Consider the following 21,173-nt stretch of genomic DNA (forward strand, 5'->3'; position numbering starts at 1 on the left):
ATGCAAATCAGCGGTGGACGCGTTGTCGGCTTTCGCTCCGGCGATCGGTGCAAAAACCCGCCGGGACGAGCCGGAACCCGCAGCGACGAGCCGAAACGTGGTCAAACCGCGGCTGGAACACGGCCGGAACGCGGCCGGAACGGCGCGGCATGGCAGGCCGCCCCGGAAAAATCGCCGCGTCACACGCGTGGCCGCCCGGCGTTCGACGAGCCGCTGCCTGAACCGCTGCCGCGACGCTCAATCGGAGCCGGTCGGGCTTTCCTCGATCGAATCGACGCGATCCGGATAGAACGCGAGATGCCCGCGGATCGCGTCGACGGCCGGATAGGGCGCCTCGTAGGTCCAGACGGCATTGACCGCGCGTTCGCCGCCGACCGGGATCGAGTAGTACGCGCAGTCGCCCTTGTACGGGCAGTAGGTCGCGTGATCGGTGCGCAGCAGCAGCGTCAGGTCGGCGTCCTCGCGCGGGATGTACAGCACGGCCGGGTAGGCGGCTTCGCGCAGCGCCAGCGCGCGGCGCGTGTCGGCGACGATCCGGCCGGCCGCCTTGACCACGACCCGCCGCGGGTGCGATTCGATCGTGATCGGGTGATCGGGGCCCGGCGTCTTCACCGGGCGAGCAGGCGTATCGGGGCTGACAGGCATGGTGTGTCCTCCTGGAATCGGCGGCGCGACGGGATGCGCGCCGGCGTTGGCCAGCCGATACGATGCACCCATTTCGGCGAACCTGCACGGGGCCGGAAGAGACCGAGCGGGCCACGTGCCCGACGCTCGCACGGACATCCCCGTGCCGTGGCGGCGGGATGCCGATCCAGCGATAAGCAACGCGGAATTAATTGGTAAGCGATCGGCGGGCGACGCGCGAAGATCGGCCGTCGTCATCTGCAAGACAGCCACCGATTCCGCCACCATGAAGACCTCTTTCGTTTCGCCCGCCGCGCGTCGCGTGCGGAAACCGCCGCGCGCCGCGACGGCCCTGCGCTGCATCGCGGCGTCGCTGCTGCTCGCCGGCGCGGCCACGCACGCGCTTGCCGCGCCCGCCGGCAAGACGCTCGTGTATTGCACCGAAGGCAGCCCGGCCGGCTTCGATCCGGGCCAGCACACGACGAGCACCGATTTCGACGCGAGCACGTTCACGATCTACAACGGGCTCGTGCAGTTCAGGCGCGGCACGCTCGATCTCGAACCGTCGCTCGCGACGAGCTGGGACGTGTCGCCCGACCAGCGCACGATCACGTTCCATTTGCGGCGCGGCGTGAAGTTCCAGACGACCGCTTGGTTCAAGCCGACGCGGCCGTTCCAGGCCGACGACGTCGTGTTCACGTTCCGCCGGATGCTCGATCGGGACGATCCGTTCCGCAAGGCCTATCCGGTCAGCTTCCCGTATTTCAGCGACCTCGGTTTCGACCGCAACATCGAACGCATCGACAAGGTCGACGACTACACGGTGCGCTTCGTGCTGAAGACGCCCGACGTCGTGTTCGTGCGCAATCTCGCGATGGCGTTCGCGTCGATCCTGTCGGCCGAGTACGCGTCGCAGCTCGCGGCGCGTCATCGAGAGGCCGACATCAACCAGTTCCCGGTCGGCACGGGGCCGTTCCTGCTGCGCACGTACCAGAAGGACGCGCTGATCCGCTACGACGCGAATCCGGACTACTGGAAGCCGGACGACGTGAAGCTCGCCCGTCTCGTGTTCGCGATCACGCCCGATCCGGCCGCGCGCCTGCAGAAGCTGGTGTCCGGCGAATGCCAGGTGTCGGTGTTCCCGCGGCCGGCCGACCTCGACACGGTGCGGCGCGACCCGAAGCTGTCGTTGTTCTCGGGGATGGGTTTCAACGTCGGCTTCGTCGCGTACAACACGCAGCATGCGCCGCTCGATCGCGTCGACGTGCGGCGCGCGCTCGACATCGCGATCGACAAGTCGGCGATCGTGAAGACCGTGTTCAACGGCGACGCGAAGATCGCGACGAACCCGATGCCGCCCGCGCAATGGTCGTACAACCCGCGCCTGAAGGATGCGCCGCGCGATCCGGCGGCCGCGAAGGCGCTGCTCGCGCAGGCCGGTTTCCCGAACGGCTTCGACCTCACGCTGTGGGCGATGCCCGTGCAGCGCCCGTACAACCCGAATGCGCAGCTGATGGCGCAGTTGATCCAGCAGGACTGGGCGAAGATCGGCGTGCGCGCGAAGATCGTCAGCTACGAATGGGGCGAATACAACCGCCGCGCGAAGCTCGAAGGGCAGCACGACGCGATCCTGTACGGCTGGTCGGGCGACAACGGCGATCCCGACAACTGGCTCGGCACGCTGCTCGGTTGCGACGCGGTGCACGGCAGCAATCTCGCGAAATGGTGCAACCAGGATTTCGAACGGCTGGTGGACGCCGCGCGTTCCAATGCGGACGTCGCGAAACGCACGGCGCTGTACGAACAGGCGCAGGTCGTGTTCAAGGACCAGGTGCCGTTCACGCCGATCGCGACGTCGATCGTGTCGCTGCCCGTGTCGAAGCGCGTGCACGGGCTGACGTTCTCGCCGCTCGGCGGCCACCGTTTCGACGGGGTCTGGCTGGATTGACGGACGGGCCGCGCACACGCGCGGCCCGCGCATTCATCCGCATGACGTGACGGAAGCGAAGGAAGCGAAGGAAAGGCCGGCGCGCCGTGGCACGCCGGCTGCCGCCGGTTCAGTTGAGCGCGACCGCCGCCGCGGCCTCGACCGGCGAGCCTTCGAGTGCGACCGACGGCCGGCCGTCGGGGCCGACCGGCACGTCGCCGGTGAGCGTCGTGCGATAGAGCTGGCGGTCGAAGTCGAGATCGAAGATGTCGACCGGCGCGAGGTGGGCGGTCGCGCGGTTGTCCCAGAACGCGATGCTGCGCGGCTCCCACTTGAAGCGGATCGTGAATTCGGGTCGCGTCACGTGTTCCCACAGCAGTTCGAGCAGGGTCTGGCTCTCGCGCGGCGTCAGTCCGACGATCGATTTCAGGAAGCTCGGGCTCACGTACAGCGCGCGTTCGCCGGTCTCCGGGTGCACGCGCACGAGCGGATGCTCGGTCACGAGCGGGCGGCGTTCGACCGCGTCGTCGAACGCATCGGTTGCGCGCGCGCCGGCCGGCGGCGTGAAGCGATGAAGGCCGCGCAGGCCGTCGACGAAGCCGCGCAGCGGCGCGGACAGCGTTTCGTACGCGCGCACGAGGTTGGTCCAGTGCGTGTCGCCGCCGTAAGGCGGGATCGTCACGCCGCGCAGGATCGACGCCCACGGCGGGTTCACGGCGGCCGTCACGTCGGTGTGCCAGCCGGTCCACGGCCGGCGCACCGGTTCCCCTTCGAAGCGGGTGGCCTTGCGGTGCTTCGCGATCGAGTACACGGCGGGATGCCCGTCGACGTGCCCGAACACCGGGTGGCCGACCGTCGGCTCACCGAACTGCGCGGAGAACGCGACGTGCTGCTCGTGCGTGAGGAACTGCTCGCGGAAGAAGATGACGCGCCATTTCAGCAGCGCGGCGCGAATCGCCGAGATCTGCGGCGTGGTCAGCGGTTGCGTGAGGTCGACGCCGCGTATTTCCGCACCGATATGGGCGGACAGCGGGATCACGTCGATCGGCTCGGCGGCGGGTTCGAGTAAGGCGCTCATGCGACGCTCCTGGCGGAAATGAACGGGGTGCGGGGCCGACATCGTTGCGCGTGCGCGCGTCGGTCCGGTGGCGGGAAAGGCATGGTCGGGTGTCCGGTGGCGGGGGAGGCAGGTGCGGCGGCGCGCACGGAACGGCGCCGCCGCGTGACGCGGGCGTTATTGCAGCGTCGCGCCCGGCCCCTTCAGCACGACGCTCCGGCGGCCGTCGATGCCGACCGGCACGTCGCCGTGCACGGTCGCGCGGCGCACGACACGGCGCGCATCGCCGTAGTCGTTGATCGCGTAGTGCTGCGTCGCGCGGTTGTCCCAGATCGCGACGTCGCCTTCCTGCCAGTTCCAGCGCACGGTGTTCTCGAGACGCGTCACATGTTCGTGGAACACCTGCAGCAGGTGCGCGGAATCCTGCGCCGACAGCCCCTTGAGCCGCTGCACGAAATGCCCGAGCACGAGCGTGCGTTCGCCGGTTTCCGGATGGACGCGCACGACCGGGTGCTCGGTTTCGTAGACGGTCGACGTGAACACTTCGCGGTAGCGCTTCAGTTGCGCATCGTCGGCATGCACGTGCGTCGATGCGTAGTCGTATGCGTTGGTATGCAGCGCCCACAGCGCGTCGGCGAGCGCGCGCAGCGGGTCGGGCAGGTTCGCATAGGCGGCGGCCGTGTTGGCCCACACGGTATCGCCGCCGAACGGCGGAATCACGACCGCGCGCAGGATCGAGACCTTCGGGTACGCATCGACGAACGTCACGTCGGTGTGCCACGAATTGGCGCGCGCGCCGTGTGCGGAATCGAGTTCGAGCAGGTGCGCGCTGCCGTCGACGGACGGCACGGTCGGGTGGGCGACGGTCTCGCCGAAGCGGCGTGCGAACGCTTCCTGCGCGGTGTCGTCGAGGTGATGCTGGCCACGGAAGAACAGCACCTTGTGGCGCAGCAGCGCGGCCTGGATCGCGTCGAACGTCGCGTCGTCGAGCGTGCCCGACAGCCGCACGCCGGCGATCTCGGCGCCGATTCGGCCGGCGACCTGGCGAAGCTGGAGCGGGGTGGCGGCCGTGCGCGGCGCGGCGTGCGAAGCATGCGAAGACGGGTGAGCGGCGTGCTGGACTTCGGACATCGGGAGTCTCCTGGAGTCGGGTCGGTCGAGTCTCCATTCAAGCAGGGACCGTGCGCAACCGGAACCGATGAATCGTCACAACCTTAGCGTGCGAGCGGCGACGATCGATATGCGTCGTCGTGCTGAGCAAATCGAAGCGCCATGCGTGCTACCACGCGAGCCGCCATTCGCCGATCCGGTGCGGGCGCGGCGGGTCGATACGCTTGCCGCGCGGGTGGTCGTCGCCAGGCGGTTCGCCGTCGTCGAAACCGGCGAGCACGGTGTCGCGCAACCGTGCGAATTCCGGTGAATCGCGCCGACGCGGGCGCGGCAGCGCGACGTCGACGATGCGCTCGATGCGGCCCGGGCGCGGCGCCATCGTCACGACACGGTCGCCGAGATACACGGCTTCGTCGACGTCGTGCGTGACGAGGATCATCGTGATGCGCTCCTGTTCCCAGATGCGCAGCAGCTCGTTCTGCATCCGCGCGCGCGTCTGCGCGTCGAGCGCACCGAACGGCTCGTCGAGCAGCAGCACGCGCGGGCGATTCACGAGGCCGCGTGCGATCGCGACGCGCTGCGCCATCCCGCCCGACAACTGGTTCGGATATGCATGCTCGAAGCCGTTCAGCCCGACGAGCGCGATGTGATCGGCGACCGCGCGGCGCTTCGCGGCCGCATCGAGCGGCGCGTTGCGCAGCGCGGCCTCGATGTTCTGCGCGACGGTCAGCCACGGGAACAGCCGGTGATCCTGGAACACGATCCCGCGCTGCAGCGACGTATCGCGGACGCGCTCGGCACCGGCACGGATCTCGCCCGCGTAATCGGTGTCGAGCCCGGCGATCAGGCGCAGCAGCGTCGACTTGCCGCAGCCGCTCGCGCCGACGATCGTGACGAACTCGCCGGCGCGCACGTGCAGCGACACGTCGTCGAGCACGGCGAGCGCGGCGCCGCGTTGCGCGTAATGCTTGCTCACGTGGAGGATGTCGAGCGAATCGGAGGCGAGGGTCGTCATGGCGGGTCTGAGGAAGGGGAAGGAAAGGGCGATCAGCGCGGCAGGTCGCCGCGCCGGGCCAGCACCTTGCGCTCGATCGCGCGCGCGATCGCGTTCAGGGCCCAGCCGGTCACGCCGACGACGATGATCCCGAACAGCACGAGATCCATCCGGAACTGCTCGCTGCCGTCGATCAGCGTGTTGCCGATCCCGCTGCCGGCGACCAGCAGGTATTCGGCGCCGAGCGTCGCGAGCCACGAATAGATCAGGCCGAGATACAGCCCGGTGAAGATCGACGGCAGCGCGGCCGGCAGGATCACGTGGCGCACGAGCTGGAGCCGCGAGTAGCGCAGCGCGCGGGCGACGTCGACATACGCGCGCGGCACCGCATGAATGCCGTCGCAGGTGTGCGCGGCAACGGGCAGCAGCGCGGCGAGCGACAGGAACACGACCTTGGCGACGTCGCCGAGGCCGAACCATACGGAAATCAGCGGAATCCACGCGAACAGCGAGATCTGCTTGAACGTGTCGAAGCTCGGGCCGACCATTCGCGCGGCGAGGCGCGACAGCCCGAGCGCGGTGCCGAGCAGCAGCCCGCCGGCCGCGCCGATCGCAAAACCGCAGGCTTCGCGCGCGAGCGACGCGGACAGCGCGCGGCCGAGCGCGCCGCTCGTCGCTTGCACCCATGCGGTGCGCAACACGTCGGCCGGGCCGACGAGCAGGCCGCTGTTCACGACGTGCGCGGAGGCGATGGCCCACCACAGCGCGAACGCGACGAGCGGCAGGACGAAGCCGCGCCAGTCGGGCGCACGCAGGCGACGGGCGGCCGTGGCGGCCGGCGGTGCGGCGTCCGGCGAAGCGTAATGCGTCACGGGAGAATCTCCTTCGGTTGCGCGGGCGGGGCGGGCATCGCGTGTGGCTCAGCCCCGGAAGGCGGACGGCACGCCGCGGCGCAGGCGCGCCTCGAGCGCGTCGAGCAGCCGGTTGATCAGCAGGCCGACCGCCCCGACGACGATCACGGCAGCCATCACGAGATCGAGCTGGAAAAGTTGCCGCCCGTACACGATCAGGTAGCCGAGCCCTTCGGACGACGCGACGAGCTCCACGACGACGAGCGCGAGCCACGACTTCGTGAACGCGAGCCGCACGCCGGTCGCGAGCGTCGGGATCGCGGCGGGCAGCACGACGTGCACGATGCGCTGGCGGCGCGTGTAGCCGAATACGCGCGCGACTTCGTCGAGCGCGGGCGGTGTCTGGCGAAACCCTTGCAGCGTGCTCAGCGTGACGGGAACGAGTGCCGCATGCGCGATCAGCAGGTACTTGAGCGGTTCGCCGACGCCGACGAGCAGCAGCAGGAACGGCAGCCAGCCGAGCACCGGAATCTGCACGAGCGCGTTGAAGCTGGGCAGCACGTAGGCTTCCAGCGTGCGCGACAGGCCGAGCGCGACGCCGGTCGCGAAGCCGAGCAGCGTGCCGGCGGCGAACCCGACCAGCACGCGCTGCAGGCTGATCAGCGTGTGACGCACGAGATCGCCGCTCGTCGCGAGATCCGCGAGCGCGTCGAACACGCGTTCCGGCGGCGGCAGGATCTGCGGCGCGATCCAGCCGCGCGCGCTGCCGACGCTCCACAGCACGAACAGCAGCGCGGGCAGCAGCCACGGCGCGAGCCGCCACGACCATCGTTTCACGTGCGCCACCGGGTGCGGCTGCGCGGTGAGCGTGCGAGTGTCGGACGACGGGACGGAAAACGCGGTGTCGCTCATCGGGAAAGTCCGGGTCAGGAAAGGGGCTTGCCGGCCGCGTCGTATCGTTGCCAGTAGTTTTCGAGCTTCAGCGTGCGCAGCGCGTTGTCGAGATACTTCGGCTCGAACCAGCCGTCGACGTCGACCGGCTGGCGAATCAGTTTCAACGCGAGCGCATCCTGCGCGACGGACTTGTAGCGCGCGACGAAGAACGGATCGATCAGCGGCGACAAGCGGTCCTTCAGGCGCTGGTTCGCGTAGTCGGCCTGCCACGACGAAACCGGCACGCCGCTCTTCGCCCACAGCTTGAACAGCGCATCGCGGTTCGCCTCGTCGGACGACCATTGCGCGCTCTTGACGATCGCGGTGACGACACGCTGCACGATGTCCGGATGCGCGCGCTCGAAATCGTCGAGCACGAGCAGGTGGGTCTGACGCGTGAACTGCGGGCCGTCGTTCTGCGATTCGTAGATGATCTTCGCGAGCCCCGCGTCGCGCAGCTTGTACAGCTGGTAGTCGCCCACCGACGCGTCGATGCCTTTCGACGCGAGCGCGGCGAGCGAGCTCGCGGCATCGAGGTTGATCACGCGCAGGTCGCGTTCGCCGAGGCCGTTTTTCGCGAGTGCGTTGTCGGCGACGAGCTGCAGGTTGGTGCCGCGGAAGATCGACACGCGGCGGTCCTTCAGGTCCTTGATCGAGCGGATCGTGGAGTCGGGCGGCACCGCGATCTTGACGCCCGAGCGCACGCTCGCGGCGAGCAGCAGGCGCGTCTTGATCCCGTTCGCACGCGCGAGCACGGCGGGCAGGTCGCCCTGGTACGCGAAGTCGAGCGCCTTGTTGGCGATCGCCTCGTTGACGGCAGGCCCCGCGCCCTTGAAGAACAGCCATTCCACCTTGATGCCGTCCGCCGCGAACGCCTTTTCGACCTGTTGCTGCAACTGCGCGGTGGCGGCGCTCGAGCCGCCGAACGTCGGCGGATCGCCGGCGCCTTGCTGGGCGACGCCAATGCGGATGGTGGCGGGCTTGTCGGCGTGCGCGGCGGCGGCCGGCAACGCAATGAGGGACGCAATGAGCAGCGATCGCAGCAGGCGCAGTGGAAGCATGAATCGACGGGTCCGGAATGTTGAGGAACAAGGCAGGGCCGCAGCCCGTCGGGGCATTCTCGATGACGTGCCGGGGCCGGACAAGAAACGATTTGAACTATGCTTATCGCCGCTTTACGGGTTGCCGCGTCACGCGTTCCGTTCTTTGCGACGGAGAACCGCATTCACATGCATTGGAGATTCATTCAGGATTCCCATCATGTCGATTGCGGCCGGATGCGGAATAGGGAAATCGTCGATTTGAAAATCGCAATGGTGACGTGGATGGATTTACGTAAGGATCGCTGGACGAATCCGGGCGGAAAGATGGAGGCAGGTAATCGGGGAAATGCGACGAGGGCCGGTCAATTTTGCCGGGAAGGCACGCTGGATAAGGAGAAACGAGCCACTGTCGATCGATCCGGCATGCCGGCAAATCGAATGGAAACGGTTCGATGGCCGGTCGGAAAATCATGCGCCGCAACAGTGGCTATGCCTGTTCAGATAGGTGAACCATGCGAAATGCCGCGAGAAAAATGAAGGCAAATGAGTGATATGGCTTTCATCGTTGCAGCATGAAATCCATAAATGCACTCCGACGCCAAATCATTTGAATTCGCCTGAAAAATTGTCTATACCCTAGACGAATCAGCGCGGTTGCATCGTGCGGGAAGACCGCACCGGGGATGCGGGCACGCAACGGTCGAAGTCATCGTTGCACGCCGCGTGTTGTCGTGATCGAGAGTATTCCGGGGGATGCGAACGACCCAGTGCCAGGGTCGCCCGCAGGCATCGCAATGGGCGAATGTCCTGCGCAACCGCCGGAGCAAGGGTGCGTCTTTGCGTTCAACGGTCGGTCACCGACCCGTTACTCGGAGGTTGCCATGCTGCAATACGTCAAGTCCCTGCTGCGTGACGAACGCGGCGTCAGCTCGCTCGAATACGCAGTGCTGGCCGGCATCGTCGTGGTCGCGCTGGCGGCGGTCGGCGTGATCCTCAGCAGCACCAGCGGCGGCTTGCCGAGCATATTCACGACGCTGATCAACAAGGTGACGAGCCTGATCTGATCCGCTGAACCCGCGCGCCACCGGCGAACACCGGGATCCGCAGCGGTAGAACGTATCCGCGGCCGGTGCGTGTCGACGGACGGCTCTCCCATGCTCACGCTCGTGCAGTCGGTGGCCACGGTCTTGCTGGCCTCGCTCGCCGCGCAGGATCTGCGCGACCGGCGGCTGTCCAATCGCGTGGTGCTCGCGTTCGCGGCGCTGTATTTCGTCGCGGCGGCGCTCGCGCGCGACGGCTTCGCGCCGCTGGCCGGGCATGTCGCGATCGGCGCGGCGACGCTGCTGCTGTTCGGCGCGATGCGTCACGCGGGCTGGATCGGCGGAGGCGACGTCAAGCTCGCGGCGACGGTATGCCTGTGGGCCGGCCCGGCGCTGGTGTTTCCGGTGCTGGCGAGTGTCGGCGCGGGCGGTGCGCTGTGCGGCGTCGCGTTGCTGGTATCGCGGTCGCGCCGTGCCACGCCGGTGCACGCGATTGACGCGCGCGGCGTGCCGTACGGCGTGGCGCTCGCGCTCGGCGGCACGCTGGCCGTCTGGGCGTCGTTTCCACACACGGTTTCGCTTACCTAGCCCGGGGGACGCACGCCGCCATGCCCAAACCGCTGAGAATGGCCGTGCTCGTCGTTGCCGCCGGCATCGGTGCGTTCATCCTGCGCGAACTGTACGTCGCCGCGTCGACGCCGTCGGTGCCCGTAGAAACGGATCAGGCGCGTGTGCGGGTCGCCGCCGCCGACCTGCCGGAAGGGCTGCTGCTGCGCGACAACGATCTCGCGTGGAAACGCATGCCGCGCGCGCAGGTGCCGGCCGGCGCGTTCGTCGAGTCGCAGCCGGGCGCGGACCTGAAGGGCGCGCTGCTGCGCAATCACGTGGGCGCGGGCGCGCCGATTCGCGTCGAGAACGTGATTCCGGCCGGCGCGCCGGATTTTCTCGCGGCCGCGCTGCAACCCGGCATGCGCGCGATCTCGGTGCCGGTCGACGACGTGTCGGGCAATGCGGGGCTGATCCAGCCGGGCGACTTCGTCGACGTGTTGCTGACGCAGCAGATCGGCGGCTCGGCGACGTCGCCGGGCACGTTCGAAGCGGAGACGGTGGTGCGGCGCGCGCGCGTGCTCGCCGTCGGTTCCGAATTCCAGCGCGCGAAGGCGCCCGCGAGCGCGCCGGACGCGACGGCGCGTGCGCGCACGGTCACGCTCGAGGTCGCGCCGCGCACCGCGCAGGTCGTGCTGGTGGCGACCCGCCTCGGCTCGCTGTCGCTCGCGCTGCGCAGCTTCGCGACGAGCGACCGGCGGCAGCCGGCGGGCGGCGACGAGCAGGAGGCCGATACCCAGCCGGTGTGGGCCGGCGACGTGTCGCGCGCGGCGCGCGAGACCGCGCGCGAGCCGTCCGCCGGGCCGGATGCGGGCGCGCGGCCGGCGTGGCGGAACAACGCGGTCGTGATCTATCGCGGTTCGTCGGTCGACGACGGATCGCACGGCGGCGGAACCGGCACGCCGGGCCTGCCGCCGCTGCCGTCCGGGCTGCCGTCGTGGCCGGCGATGCCCGCGGCGCCGGGCGGTGCCAATGTCGCGGCGCAGGCGGGTGCGCCGCCGCCGGGAGCGACGGTGCAGTGACGGATTGACGATTCGGGCCGTCCGTCCGGCGGCCGGCATTTGACGGGAACACGCATGGTGCGCATGGTTCGTTGGATCGCTTTCCTGGGCCTGGCCTGCGGCATCGCGTCCGGGGGCGCCTCCGCGCAGGTCGCGCGGGCGCCGGACGCGGGCGCGGCGCTGTCGATCGCGACCGGCAAGGGGGAACTGCTGTCGCTGCCCGAGCCCGCAACCGCGATGTTCGTCGCCGATCCTGCCATCGCGGACATCCAGGTGCCGTCGCCACGTACCGTATTCGTGTTCGGCAAGAAGGCGGGCACGACCACGCTGATCGCGCTCGGCGCGAACCATCGTCCGATCCTGCGCAAGACGGTGATCGTGCAGGTCGACACGGCGTCGCTGCAGGGCGTGCTCGACAGCCGCTTTCCGCAACTGAAGCTGTCGGTGTCCGGTGCGCCGGGCTCGCTGATGGTGTCGGGCAAGGTGCCGAGCGCGGCCGACGCCGACGCCGTGATGCAGTCGCTCACGCCGTACCTGCACGACAAGGAAAAGATCGTCAACCGGCTCACGCTGTCGCGCCCGATCCAGGTGAACCTGCGCGTGCGGGTGACGGAGGTGAGCCGCAACATCACGCAGCAGCTCGGCATCAACTGGAGCTCGCTGGGCGGGGCCGGCAACTTCGTCGGCGGGCTGTTCAACGGGCGCACGCTGTTCGATCCGACGACCAGCCTGTTCAACCTGTCGCCGACGGGCGCGTTCTCGGTGCTCGGCGGGTTCCGCGCGGGGCGCTGGTCGATCGACGTGGTGCTCGACGCACTCGACCAGGAGGGCCTGATCACGATGCTCGCCGAGCCGAACCTCACCGCGATGTCCGGCGAGACCGCGAGCTTCCTCGCGGGCGGCGAGATTCCGATCCCGGTCGCGCAGGCCGGCTCGTCGACCGGCGCGATCACGGTCGAGTTCAAGCCGTTCGGCGTGTCGCTCGATTTCACGCCGACCGTGCTCGCTGACAACCGGATCAGCCTGAAGGTGCGGCCGGAAGTGAGCGAGGTCGATGCGAACAACAGCGTGACGACCGGCGGCGTCAAGGTGCCGGGGCTCACGGTGCGGCGCGTCGAGACGACGGTCGAGCTGTCGAGCGGGCAGAGCTTCGCGATCGGCGGCCTCCTGCAGAGCCAGACGGCCGATACGGTGTCGCAGATCCCGGGGCTCGGCCGGCTGCCGATCATCGGCCGGCTGTTTTCGTCGAAGAACTTCCAGGACAACAAGACCGAGGTGGTCGTCATCGTCACGCCGTACATCGTTCAGCCGGCCGGGCCCGGCCAGCTCGAGCAGGCGATCGACACGGTCGCGCGGCCGAGCAGCGACCTGGAGTTCGCGGTGCAGCGCAACCTGGGGCTCGACCTGCTGTCGGGCGATACGCCGCGCCTCGTCGGCGCCGCGGGCTTCGTGTACTGAACCGGAGGTGCGCCCATGCGAACCCGATCGATCGTTGCCGCACTGCTGCCGCTGGGGCTCGCGGGCTGCCTGTCGGCGCCGCCGCCGGTCAACCTGCCCGATGCGCGGACGATCGGCTTCGACGGCGCGCGCGCGGTGCCGCCCGATTGCGCGACGCTGATGCAGGCGTCGCATCTCGTTGACGCGGGGTACGCGCGGCCCGGCGTGCCGTTCGGCTGCGCGACCTACTCGAACCTCGCGGCGATGCTCGCGCGGCCGGAGGATCTCGTCGCGCCCGTGCCTTACGGCGGCGCGGACGCGCAGGCCGCGGCCGACGCGGTGCGCCGCTACGTCGAGGATCGCGTGAAGCAGCCGACGCCCGGCAAGACGCTGACGACCGGCTCGCCCGGCCATTGAACCGACCCGGATGCCATCACGATGCCGCCCATGAACCTCCTCGATCGCCAGCACACCCGGCGCGCCGCGTCCGCGGGAGCGGCCGATCTCGTCGCGGTCGTCGCCGATCCGGGCAGCGAGGACGTGATACGCCGCGTCGCGCAGGAGCTGTCGATCACGCGCACCCATCTGCAGGCGGGCACCTGCGACGATGCGATCCGGCTGCTGCAGCAGTACGAGCGTTCGCCGCGCCAGCTCGTCATCGACGTGTCGGATTCGGTGCTGCCGGTGTCGGACCTGATGCGGCTCGCCGACGTGTGCGACCCGTCGGTGCGCGTCATCGCGATCGGTACGCAGAACGACGTCGGGCTGTTTCGCAACCTGCTCGGCATCGGCGTGCAGGACTACATCGTCAAGCCGCTGACCGTCGAGTTGATGCGGCGTGCGCTGACGGCCACGGAGTCGGTCGTCCAGGCGCGTACCGGCAAGGTCGTCAGCTTCGTCGGCGCGCGCGGCGGCGTCGGCGCGACCACGATCACGGTGAGCCTCGCGCGCTTCCTGGCGGGCGAGAAGCGCCGCCGCGTGGCCTATGTCGACCTGAACCTGCATGGCGGCGGCGCGAACTCCATGTTCGGGCTGTCCAGCAACAACGGGCTGATCGAACTGCTGAACATGGGCCAGCGCCCCGACGACGCGTTGTTCGAGCGCATGTTCGTCACGAAGGGCGACCGGCTGCACGTGCTGTCCGCCGAGCTGGCGTACGGTGCCGACGCCCCGGTGGGCGACGAGGCCGTCGCGCGCCTGGTCGACATGCTGAAGGACCGCTTCCACTACGTGCTGTTCGACGTCGGGAGCGGTGCCGGCAAGCTGCTCGAGGACGCGCTCGTCGCGTCCGATCTCGTCCATGTCGTGGTCGACCGCTCGGTGCATGCCGCATACGAGGCCGCGCGGCTCGTGCGTTTCGTGCGGGAACTGCCCGGCGAGCGGCTGCTGTCGATGGTGCTGAACAACCCGCTCGCGCCCGTCGCGGGCCGGGTCGAGCCGGTCGATTTCGAGGAGGCGTTCGGCGGCGCGCCGCTGCACGAACTGCCGCACGAGCCGCAGACGCTCGCCGTCGCCGAGAATCTCGGCGAGCCGATCGAAGGCGCGAAGCGGCACGGCTTCGTGGATCAGATCCGGCAGCTCGCGAACGGCATTACCGGCGAGCCGATGGCCGTCGCCGAGCCGTGGTATGCGCGGCTCGTCAAATGGAGGAAGGGATCGTGACGTTCGGTACCCGCAACCGGCCGCCGGCGAACCCCGTGCCGGCCGCGACGCCCGCCGTGGCGCACGAGCCGGCACCGGCGCCGGCGGAAGCACCTGCGCCCGCGTCGGCATCGGCCCGTGCGCCCGTGGCGGCCGATACCCACGAGGCGCTGATCCGGTCGAGCAAGTTCGACGCGATCCGCCACGCGGTGTTCACGTCGATGAACATGTCGGCGGCGCTGATGAAGACGCGCGACGAGGTGCGCGCGGGCATCGAGCAGGTGGCCGCGCACACGGTCGAGCGCGAGCGCCTGAAGATCACCGCCGGCGAGCAGGTGCTGATCGTCGATGCGATCCTGAACGACATGTTCGGCGTCGGGCCGATCGAGCCGCTGCTGGCCGACGACACGGTCACCGACATCCTCGTCAACGGGCCCGACCAGGTGTACGTCGAGCGCGCGGGCCGGCTCGAGCTCACGTCGCTGAAGTTCCGCGACGACGCGCACGTGGCGAGCGTCGCGCAGCGGATCGCGGCGGCGGTGGGGCGGCGCGTCGACGAGAGCAGCCCGATGGTCGATGCGCGGCTCGCCGACGGCAGCCGCGTGAACGTCGTGCTGCCGCCGATCGCGATGCGCGGCCCGTCGATCTCGATCCGCAAGTTCGCGAAGCGCGACATCACGCTCGCGCGGATGGCGCAGCAGGGCAACATCTCGCATCCGATGCTGCAGGTGCTGAAGGTCGCGTGCGCGTGCCGACTGAACATCGTGATCTCGGGCGGCACCGGCTCGGGCAAGACGACGCTGCTCAACGCGCTGTCGCAGCATATCGAGCAGCATGAACGGATCGTGACGATCGAGGATGCCGCCGAGCTGCAGTTGCTGCAGCCGCACGTCGTGAGCCTCGAGACCCGCCCGGAAAATACCGAGGGGCTCGGCGGGATCTCGCAGCGCGATCTCGTGCGCAACGCGCTGCGGATGCGGCCCGACCGCATCATCCTCGGCGAGATTCGCGGCCCCGAGGCGTTCGACGTGCTCCAGGCGATGAACACGGGGCACGACGGCTCGATGACGACGATTCACGCGAATTCGCCGCGCGACGCGATCAGCCGGCTCGAGAGCATGGTGATGATGGCGAACGCGAACCTGCAACTGCTGTCGATCCGCCGCCAGATCGCGAGCGCCGTGCACCTGTTCGTGCAGATCGAACGGATGCGCGACGGGGTGCGGCGCGTGACGCGGATCACCGAGATCGTCGGGATGGAAGGCGAGGTGGTCATCACGCAGGACCTGTTCGTGTTCCGCCAGGAAGGCGACACGACGCGCGATGCGGTGAAGGGCGTGTTCGAGGCGTCGCCGTTGCGGCCGGGATTCGCGGCGCGTGCCGCGTATTACGGCGTCGAGGATGCGCTTGCCGAGGTCTTCCGGCAATGAGGGCCGCCGACCTGTTCGCGGTGGGCGGGTTCGTGACGATCCTCGCGATCGGGCTCGTGCTGTCGTCGCTGTTCGATCGCGCGAGCCATCACCCGGCGCAGCGCATCCGCGCACGGATGCGCAAGCTGTCGCCGTCGCTCGCCGGGCACGCCGGGCACGCGTCCGCCGCGCCCGGCGTCGCGCTGTTCAACCTCGAGCGCCGGCAAGGCCGCTTGCGCGCGTGGCTGCAACGCCGCGTAACGCGGGTGCGCGCGGTGGGCGGCAAGGGCGGGGTGAGGATCGTCGTCGCGAGCACGATCGCCGGTGCGATCGCGGCGATCGTCGCGGTGAAGCTGATCGGGCCGCCGGGTTTCCTGCGTCCGCTGATCTATGTCGGGTTGCCGCTGGTCGCGATGCGCGCCGGCTACCGTGCGCTGGTCGACCGCTTCCGGGTGCGTTTTCTCGAAGCGTTCCCGGACGCGATCGACGTGATCGTGCGGGCCGTGCGCGCGGGCATTCCGGTCACGCAGGCGATCAGCATGGTTGGCGACGGCGCGGCCGAGCCGGTGCGCGCGACGTTCCGTTCGATGGGCGACAGCCTGCGCGTCGGCGCGGATCTCAAGGACGTGCTGACGCAGGCGGCGGACCGGCTGATGATCGCGGACTTCTCGTTCTTCACCGTCTACCTGCTGCTGCAGCGCGAGACCGGCGGCAGCCTCGGCGAAACGCTCGACGAGCTGTCGAGCATCATCCGCACGCGCCGCGACATCCGCCTGAAGACCCGCGCGCTGACCGCCGAAGGGCGCATCACGACGAACATCATTTCAGCGGTGCCGTTCGTGATGATCGGCGCGCTGTTCCTCGTGAACCGCGACTACGTGATGCTGCTGTTCTCGACGCACGCGGGGCACACGATGCTGACGATCGCGGCCGGGTTGCTGACGGTCGGCCTGCTGGTGATCCGCAAGATCTCGAAACTGGATACCGCGCGATGACGATGTCGATACTGGCCGCCCGCGGCTTCGAATTGCTGCTGTTGCTCGCCTGTGTCGCGGCGGCGCTCGGCAGACCCGGCGGCGGCACCCGCCAGCGGATCGCCGCGCGCGTGCGGCAGGCTGCCGGGCAGCACCCGCCGGCACCCGTGACGGGGTGGCTGCAGCCGGGCGGCGTTCGCCAGGACCTGACGCGCCGGCTCGCGCAGCTGGGCGAACGGTTGCCGGTGCTCGACCCGATGCAGCGCGTGAAGCTCGGCCTGCAACTGACGCGCGCGGGCTTTCGCGAGCGCCGCGCGGTGTCGTCGATGATCGGGATCAAGCTGAGCTGCGGCGTGCTGTTCGCATGCGGCGCGATCGTGTTCAGCCCGCTGATTCCGCGCTTCGGCGAATACTTCGTGATCCGGGCGCTGGCGATGGTCGCCGCGTTCGTGATCGGCGTGATCGTGCCGGAGTACGTGCTCGGCGCGATGATCCGGCGGCGGCGGCGGCTCATCGCCGCGTGCTTTCCGGACGCGCTCGACCTGCTGGTGATCTGCACGATGGCCGGCAACAGCCTCGCGTCGGGCATCCGGCGCGTCGCGCACGAACTGTCGCGCATCTGCCCGCCGCTCGCCGACGAGCTGACGGTGTGCGCGGACGAGCTCACGCTGAGCGGCGACGTGTCCGCGACGCTCGCGCATTTCGCGACGCGCGTCGATTTCACGTCGGCGCGGTCGCTCGCGACGACGCTCACGCAGTCGCAGCGCTTCGGCACGCCGATCACGCAGGCGCTGCGCACCCTGTCGCGCACCGAGCGCACCGAGCAGATTGTCGCGCTCGAGGAACGGGCCGCGAAGCTGGCGCCGAAGATCACGTTGCCGATGATGCTGTTCATCCTGCCGACGGTGTGCCTGATCGCGGCGGGCCCGGCGGCGATTCGCCTGCTCGAGGTATTCAGATGACACGATCCGTCATACGCGCGTTCGCGTTCGCGGCCGTGCTGCCGGTGCTGGCCGGCGGCTGCGCGCCGGGCATCCAGACGCGGCCGGTGCTGTCGCACAAGAGCGACGACCCGCAGGCCGAGCTGCGCATCGCGGACAGCGCGCTGGCCGGCGGCAACGTCGATCTCGCATCGACGCTGTACGAGAAGGTGCTCGCGAAGCATCCCGAATCGCTCGCGGCGCGCCTGGGGCTCGGCGACGTCAACTATCGCGCGGGCGACCTGGAGCGCGCGCGGATTCTCTACGACGACGCGCAGCGGCAGGCGCCCGCGGAGCTCGGCCCGCGGCTCGGGCTCGCGCGCGTCGCGTTGCGGCAGCGGCGGCTGGACGAAGCCGCGCAGCGCTATCGCGACCTGCTGGCCGCGCAGCCGAATCATCCGCTCGCGGCGGAAGGGCTCGGCACCGTGCTCGACCTGCAGGGGCGTCATGCGGATGCGCAGGTCGTGTATCGCGACGCGCTGCGCGCGCACCCGGACGCGCAGGGGCTGCGCGTCGACCTCGGGCTGTCGCTCGTGCTGAGCAACCGGCCGCGCGAGGGCGTGAACGTGCTGCTCGACGTCGCCGGGCTGCCGTCCGCGCCGTGGCAGGCGCGCCAGAACCTCGCGTTCGCGTACGGCGTGCTCGGCAATACCGATTCGGCGAAGAAGCTGCTGTCCGCGGATTTGCCCGCGTCGGCGGTGGCGGACAACCTGCGCTTCTACCAGGCGGTGCGCGCGCGGCTCGCGTCGCGCGGGGGCGGCGGCAGTGCAGGGGGGGCCGGTGCCGGTGCCGCGCCGCCGATGTCCGGCGCGGCGCTGGAGCCGGGCGTCGCACCGCCGGGTGCGGGGGCCGCAAAATGACACGCGGGGCGACCGGCGCCCGCCGCGCGCGCGGCGTCGTGTCTCTCGAATTCGTGCTGATGCTGCCGTTCCTGCTGATGGTGCTGATCGGCATCATCGACACGAGCCTGATCCTGTGCGACAAGGCCGTCATCACGAACGCGAGCCGCGAGGCGGCGCGGGCCGGTGTCGTGCTGCGCGTGCCGATGCTGACCACGACGCAGATCGCGGGCATCGCGCAGAACGCGATGCAGAACAGCCTGATCACCGGCGGCACCGCGACCACCCCGGCGGTGACCGTGACGCAGGCGAACGGCACGACGTCGGGCACCGCGCTGACGGTGACCGTGACCTACACGTATACGGGGCTCGTGCTGGGTTCGGCGTTCAGCGCGCTCACCGGCCCGGTGACGGTTTCGGCGACTTCAGTGATGCTCTATGAATGACGTGCGCGCAACGCAACCCGCCGGCCCCGCGCGGCAGCGCGGTTCGGTCGCGCTGTTCTTCCTGATGTTCCTGATTCCGCTGCTGTCGTTCGGCGCACTGGCGATCGACATCGCGTGGGTGGTCACGGTGAACAACCAGTTGCAGAACGCGGCCGATGCGGCCGCGCTCGCGGGGGCCGATGCGATGATGTCGCCGAGCGGCGGCGCGGTGAACTGGTCGCAGGCCGCGCCGGCGGCGAACGGCGTGATCGCGCGGAACTCGGCGGCCGGTGCGGCGCTGTCGACCGGCACGGTGACCACCGGATACTGGAACGTGACGCGCAATCCCGCGTCGATGCGGCCGACGACCATCACGCCCGGCACCTACGACGTGCCGGCGGTGCAGGTCACCGTGTCGCGCGCGCCCGGCGTGAACGGCGGCTCGATTCCGCTGCTGCTCGGCGGGCTGCTGGGGATTCCCGGCGCCTCCGGCAGCGCGACCGCGGTGGCGGTGCTGGCGGCGCCGGGCGGGGTGGCGGCGGGCGCACTGTTTCCGGTTGCGATCGACCAGTGCGTGTACAACCTGTACTGGAACGCCGCGACCAACCAGCCGCTGATCAATCCGCTGACCGGCCAGCCATACGAGTTCTCGATCACGAACGGCCAGGTCTACGGCCTGCTCTGCATGGGCGGGCAGTGGACCTCGTTCCAGTCGACCGCGACCGACACGACGACGATGGGCAACCTGATGGTGACCGGCAACCCGACGGCGCTCAACATCGGCGACAGCATCAATCTCGCGACCGGCGTGAAGGCGACGCTCTATACGTCGGTGCCGGTCGGCACGACGGTGGTGCTGCCGGTCGTCACGCAGACCGCGACCAGCACCACCGTGCCGATCGTCGCGTTCGCGCCGTTCCATGTCGACGTGTCGCTCGGCGGCTCGTACAAGTACATCCAGGGCCACTTCGTCGCCGGCGTGAAGATGTCGGGCTCAGGGACCGGCGTCGGGCCGTACTACGGCGTCTACGTGCCGCCGCGGCTCGCGTTGTGAGCACGCGGGCCGGCGCGGCGCAGCAGCACGAGGAGCGCGAACAGCGTCACGGCCGGGCCGATCTGCGGCCATTGCAGCCACGGGTTCAGGTATTCGACGATCGGCAGCAGCCACATGAGCGCGATCGCGGCCTGCTCGCCGCGCAGCCAGCCGTCCTGCCAGCCGGTCGCCAGCATGCACGCGATCGCGATGCCGAGCCATGCGAGCTCGTAGTGCCACACGTAGGGGTTCGCCGCGAGCGTCGCGACCGCCAGCACGGCGGCACGCATGCGGATGTCGCGCGAACGCGTCCACACGATGCAGGCGGCTGCGATCGCCAGCGCCGCGATGCACGCCTGCGCGGCATACGCGAGCCCGGGCGTCAGGCCCGCGAGCCGGAAGGCGGCGAACGGCGCCGGCGACGCGAGCCAGAACACGACACCTTGCTCGAGGAGGAGCGACCGCGCGAGCGCGGTGCCGGCGACGAACCGATGGAGCGACTCGACGCCGCAGACGAGGATGCTCAATGCGGCGAACGCGGTGGTGGCGAGCGCGGCCCACGCGATCGTGCGCCATGCGCGCGTGGCGACCAGCACGAACGGGAACAGCAGCGCCAGTTGCGGCTTGGCCGACAGCAGGCCGATGCAGAGGCCCGCCCACATCGGCCGGCGGTCCGCCCAGCAGACGGCCAGCGCCGCGCACGACGCGGTCAGGAACGCGTTTTGCCCGAACATCCCGGTGACGAACACGCACGGGGCGGCGACCGGCGCGAACCCGCCGACGTGCTTTGCGCCGGGGATCGCGCCGAGGCCTGATACGCGCGATGCGGCGAAACCGAACACGGCGACACCGAACGCGACGAACAGCGGATAGCCGATCGCAAAGGGCAGCAGCGCGAGCGGCGTCACGAGCAGCAGGTTGGTGGGCGGGTACAGCCACGCGACGAGGTCTTCGCGGCGGAACTGCGGGAACAGGTCGGCGGCCAGCCGCGTGAAGGTCGGCACATCGTACGCTTGCCATGGCGAGCCGTGCAGCATCACGTACGACGCCGTCCAGAACACCGCGTAGTCGGGGCCCGGGCGCGACAAGGCGGTGGCCGGCGCATGACGGACGACGGATACCCAGATCGCGACGAACAGCGCGTAGCACGCGAGCGCGACCGCGCTGTACGCGACGACGCGCCGCGGAGTCAGCCATGCGCGGACGGGATGGTCCGCCGATCGCGTCGTGTCCCGGGGGATATCCATGC

The 21,173-nt window shown here is 69.6% G+C and carries 22 protein-coding genes; 14 read left to right on the forward strand and 8 right to left on the reverse strand.

What is annotated here, in order from left to right; translation table 11 throughout:
• Positions 1-237: 237 nt before the first annotated feature.
• Positions 238-645, reverse strand: coding sequence for a DUF427 domain-containing protein (locus VK92_RS33375; RefSeq protein ID WP_048026487.1), 408 nt, complete (start codon positions 643-645; stop codon positions 238-240).
• A gap of 265 nt (positions 646-910) precedes the next feature.
• Between VK92_RS33375 and VK92_RS33380 the strand changes: the two genes are divergently transcribed.
• A complete protein-coding gene (locus VK92_RS33380) occupies positions 911-2,572 on the forward strand; it encodes an ABC transporter substrate-binding protein (protein ID WP_048026485.1) in 1,662 nt (553 codons plus the stop codon).
• A gap of 109 nt (positions 2,573-2,681) precedes the next feature.
• On the opposite strand, the gene VK92_RS33385 is transcribed toward VK92_RS33380, so the two are convergent.
• From VK92_RS33385 to VK92_RS33410, 6 genes are all read right to left on the reverse strand, one after another.
• Positions 2,682-3,629, reverse strand: coding sequence for a TauD/TfdA dioxygenase family protein (locus VK92_RS33385; RefSeq protein ID WP_048026484.1), 948 nt, complete (start codon positions 3,627-3,629; stop codon positions 2,682-2,684).
• 156 nt (positions 3,630-3,785) lie between these two features.
• Entirely contained in the window at positions 3,786-4,739 is a 954-nt protein-coding gene (locus tag VK92_RS33390; RefSeq protein WP_048026482.1) for a TauD/TfdA dioxygenase family protein, read from the reverse strand.
• A 148-nt stretch (positions 4,740-4,887) separates the two neighbouring features.
• Positions 4,888-5,733, reverse strand: a complete 846-nt coding sequence (locus tag VK92_RS33395) for an ABC transporter ATP-binding protein (RefSeq protein WP_048026480.1) — start codon at positions 5,731-5,733, stop codon at positions 4,888-4,890.
• 32 nt (positions 5,734-5,765) lie between these two features.
• Positions 5,766-6,584 (reverse strand): ABC transporter permease, encoded by an 819-nt coding sequence (locus VK92_RS33400; protein ID WP_048026479.1) that lies wholly within the window; start codon positions 6,582-6,584, stop codon positions 5,766-5,768.
• Positions 6,585-6,632: 48 nt separating this feature from the next.
• On the reverse strand, positions 6,633-7,475 hold the full coding sequence (locus VK92_RS33405) for an ABC transporter permease (protein ID WP_048026477.1): 843 nt from the start codon (positions 7,473-7,475) through the stop codon (positions 6,633-6,635).
• A gap of 14 nt (positions 7,476-7,489) precedes the next feature.
• Entirely contained in the window at positions 7,490-8,557 is a 1,068-nt protein-coding gene (locus VK92_RS33410) for an ABC transporter substrate-binding protein (RefSeq protein WP_048026476.1), read from the reverse strand.
• A 99-nt stretch (positions 8,558-8,656) separates the two neighbouring features.
• Between VK92_RS33410 and VK92_RS42195 the strand changes: the two genes are divergently transcribed.
• From VK92_RS42195 to VK92_RS33470, 13 genes are all read left to right on the forward strand, one after another.
• Positions 8,657-9,076: a hypothetical protein gene (locus VK92_RS42195; protein ID WP_131723239.1), complete on the forward strand. Its 420-nt coding sequence runs from the start codon at positions 8,657-8,659 to the stop codon at positions 9,074-9,076.
• A 344-nt stretch (positions 9,077-9,420) separates the two neighbouring features.
• Positions 9,421-9,603, forward strand: coding sequence for a Flp family type IVb pilin (locus VK92_RS33415; protein ID WP_021162901.1), 183 nt, complete (start codon positions 9,421-9,423; stop codon positions 9,601-9,603).
• A gap of 90 nt (positions 9,604-9,693) precedes the next feature.
• Positions 9,694-10,167, forward strand: coding sequence for an A24 family peptidase (locus VK92_RS33420; RefSeq protein ID WP_048026475.1), 474 nt, complete (start codon positions 9,694-9,696; stop codon positions 10,165-10,167).
• Between the two features lie 20 nt (positions 10,168-10,187).
• Positions 10,188-11,207 carry a Flp pilus assembly protein CpaB gene (gene cpaB, locus VK92_RS33425; RefSeq protein ID WP_048026474.1) on the forward strand — a complete coding sequence of 340 codons (1,020 nt, stop codon included), beginning with the start codon at positions 10,188-10,190 and terminating at the stop codon, positions 11,205-11,207.
• Between the two features lie 54 nt (positions 11,208-11,261).
• Positions 11,262-12,644: a type II and III secretion system protein family protein gene (locus VK92_RS33430; RefSeq protein ID WP_048026472.1), complete on the forward strand. Its 1,383-nt coding sequence runs from the start codon at positions 11,262-11,264 to the stop codon at positions 12,642-12,644.
• A 15-nt stretch (positions 12,645-12,659) separates the two neighbouring features.
• Positions 12,660-13,040 (forward strand): CpaD family pilus assembly lipoprotein, encoded by a 381-nt coding sequence (locus VK92_RS33435; protein ID WP_048026471.1) that lies wholly within the window; start codon positions 12,660-12,662, stop codon positions 13,038-13,040.
• A gap of 21 nt (positions 13,041-13,061) precedes the next feature.
• The gene (locus tag VK92_RS33440) at positions 13,062-14,285 is read left to right on the forward strand and encodes an AAA family ATPase (protein WP_042978295.1); all 1,224 of its coding nucleotides are present in this window, start codon (positions 13,062-13,064) and stop codon (positions 14,283-14,285) included.
• The gene (locus tag VK92_RS33445) at positions 14,282-15,694 is read left to right on the forward strand and encodes a CpaF family protein (RefSeq protein WP_048026503.1); all 1,413 of its coding nucleotides are present in this window, start codon (positions 14,282-14,284) and stop codon (positions 15,692-15,694) included. The genes VK92_RS33440 and VK92_RS33445 overlap by 4 nt, the downstream gene beginning before the upstream one ends.
• On the forward strand, positions 15,691-16,668 hold the full coding sequence (locus VK92_RS33450; protein ID WP_048026469.1) for a type II secretion system F family protein: 978 nt from the start codon (positions 15,691-15,693) through the stop codon (positions 16,666-16,668). The genes VK92_RS33445 and VK92_RS33450 overlap by 4 nt, the downstream gene beginning before the upstream one ends.
• A complete protein-coding gene (locus tag VK92_RS33455) occupies positions 16,665-17,609 on the forward strand; it encodes a type II secretion system F family protein (protein ID WP_048026467.1) in 945 nt (314 codons plus the stop codon). Before VK92_RS33450 ends, VK92_RS33455 begins: the two co-directional genes overlap by 4 nt.
• Positions 17,606-18,487 (forward strand): tetratricopeptide repeat protein, encoded by an 882-nt coding sequence (locus tag VK92_RS33460; RefSeq protein ID WP_048026465.1) that lies wholly within the window; start codon positions 17,606-17,608, stop codon positions 18,485-18,487. Before VK92_RS33455 ends, VK92_RS33460 begins: the two co-directional genes overlap by 4 nt.
• Positions 18,484-18,912, forward strand: a complete 429-nt coding sequence (locus VK92_RS33465; RefSeq protein WP_021162502.1) for a TadE/TadG family type IV pilus assembly protein — start codon at positions 18,484-18,486, stop codon at positions 18,910-18,912. The genes VK92_RS33460 and VK92_RS33465 overlap by 4 nt, the downstream gene beginning before the upstream one ends.
• Positions 18,905-19,945, forward strand: a complete 1,041-nt coding sequence (locus VK92_RS33470) for a TadG family pilus assembly protein (protein WP_048026463.1) — start codon at positions 18,905-18,907, stop codon at positions 19,943-19,945. Before VK92_RS33465 ends, VK92_RS33470 begins: the two co-directional genes overlap by 8 nt.
• On the opposite strand, the gene VK92_RS33475 is transcribed toward VK92_RS33470, so the two are convergent.
• Positions 19,918-21,171 carry a glycosyltransferase family 87 protein gene (locus VK92_RS33475; protein WP_048026461.1) on the reverse strand — a complete coding sequence of 418 codons (1,254 nt, stop codon included), beginning with the start codon at positions 21,169-21,171 and terminating at the stop codon, positions 19,918-19,920. The two genes, VK92_RS33470 and VK92_RS33475, sit on opposite strands and share 28 nt — an antisense overlap.
• Between the last annotated feature and the right edge of the window lie 2 nt (positions 21,172-21,173).

The organism is Burkholderia sp. LK4 (assembly GCF_001043615.1).
Lineage (GTDB): Bacteria > Pseudomonadota > Gammaproteobacteria > Burkholderiales > Burkholderiaceae > Burkholderia > Burkholderia cepacia.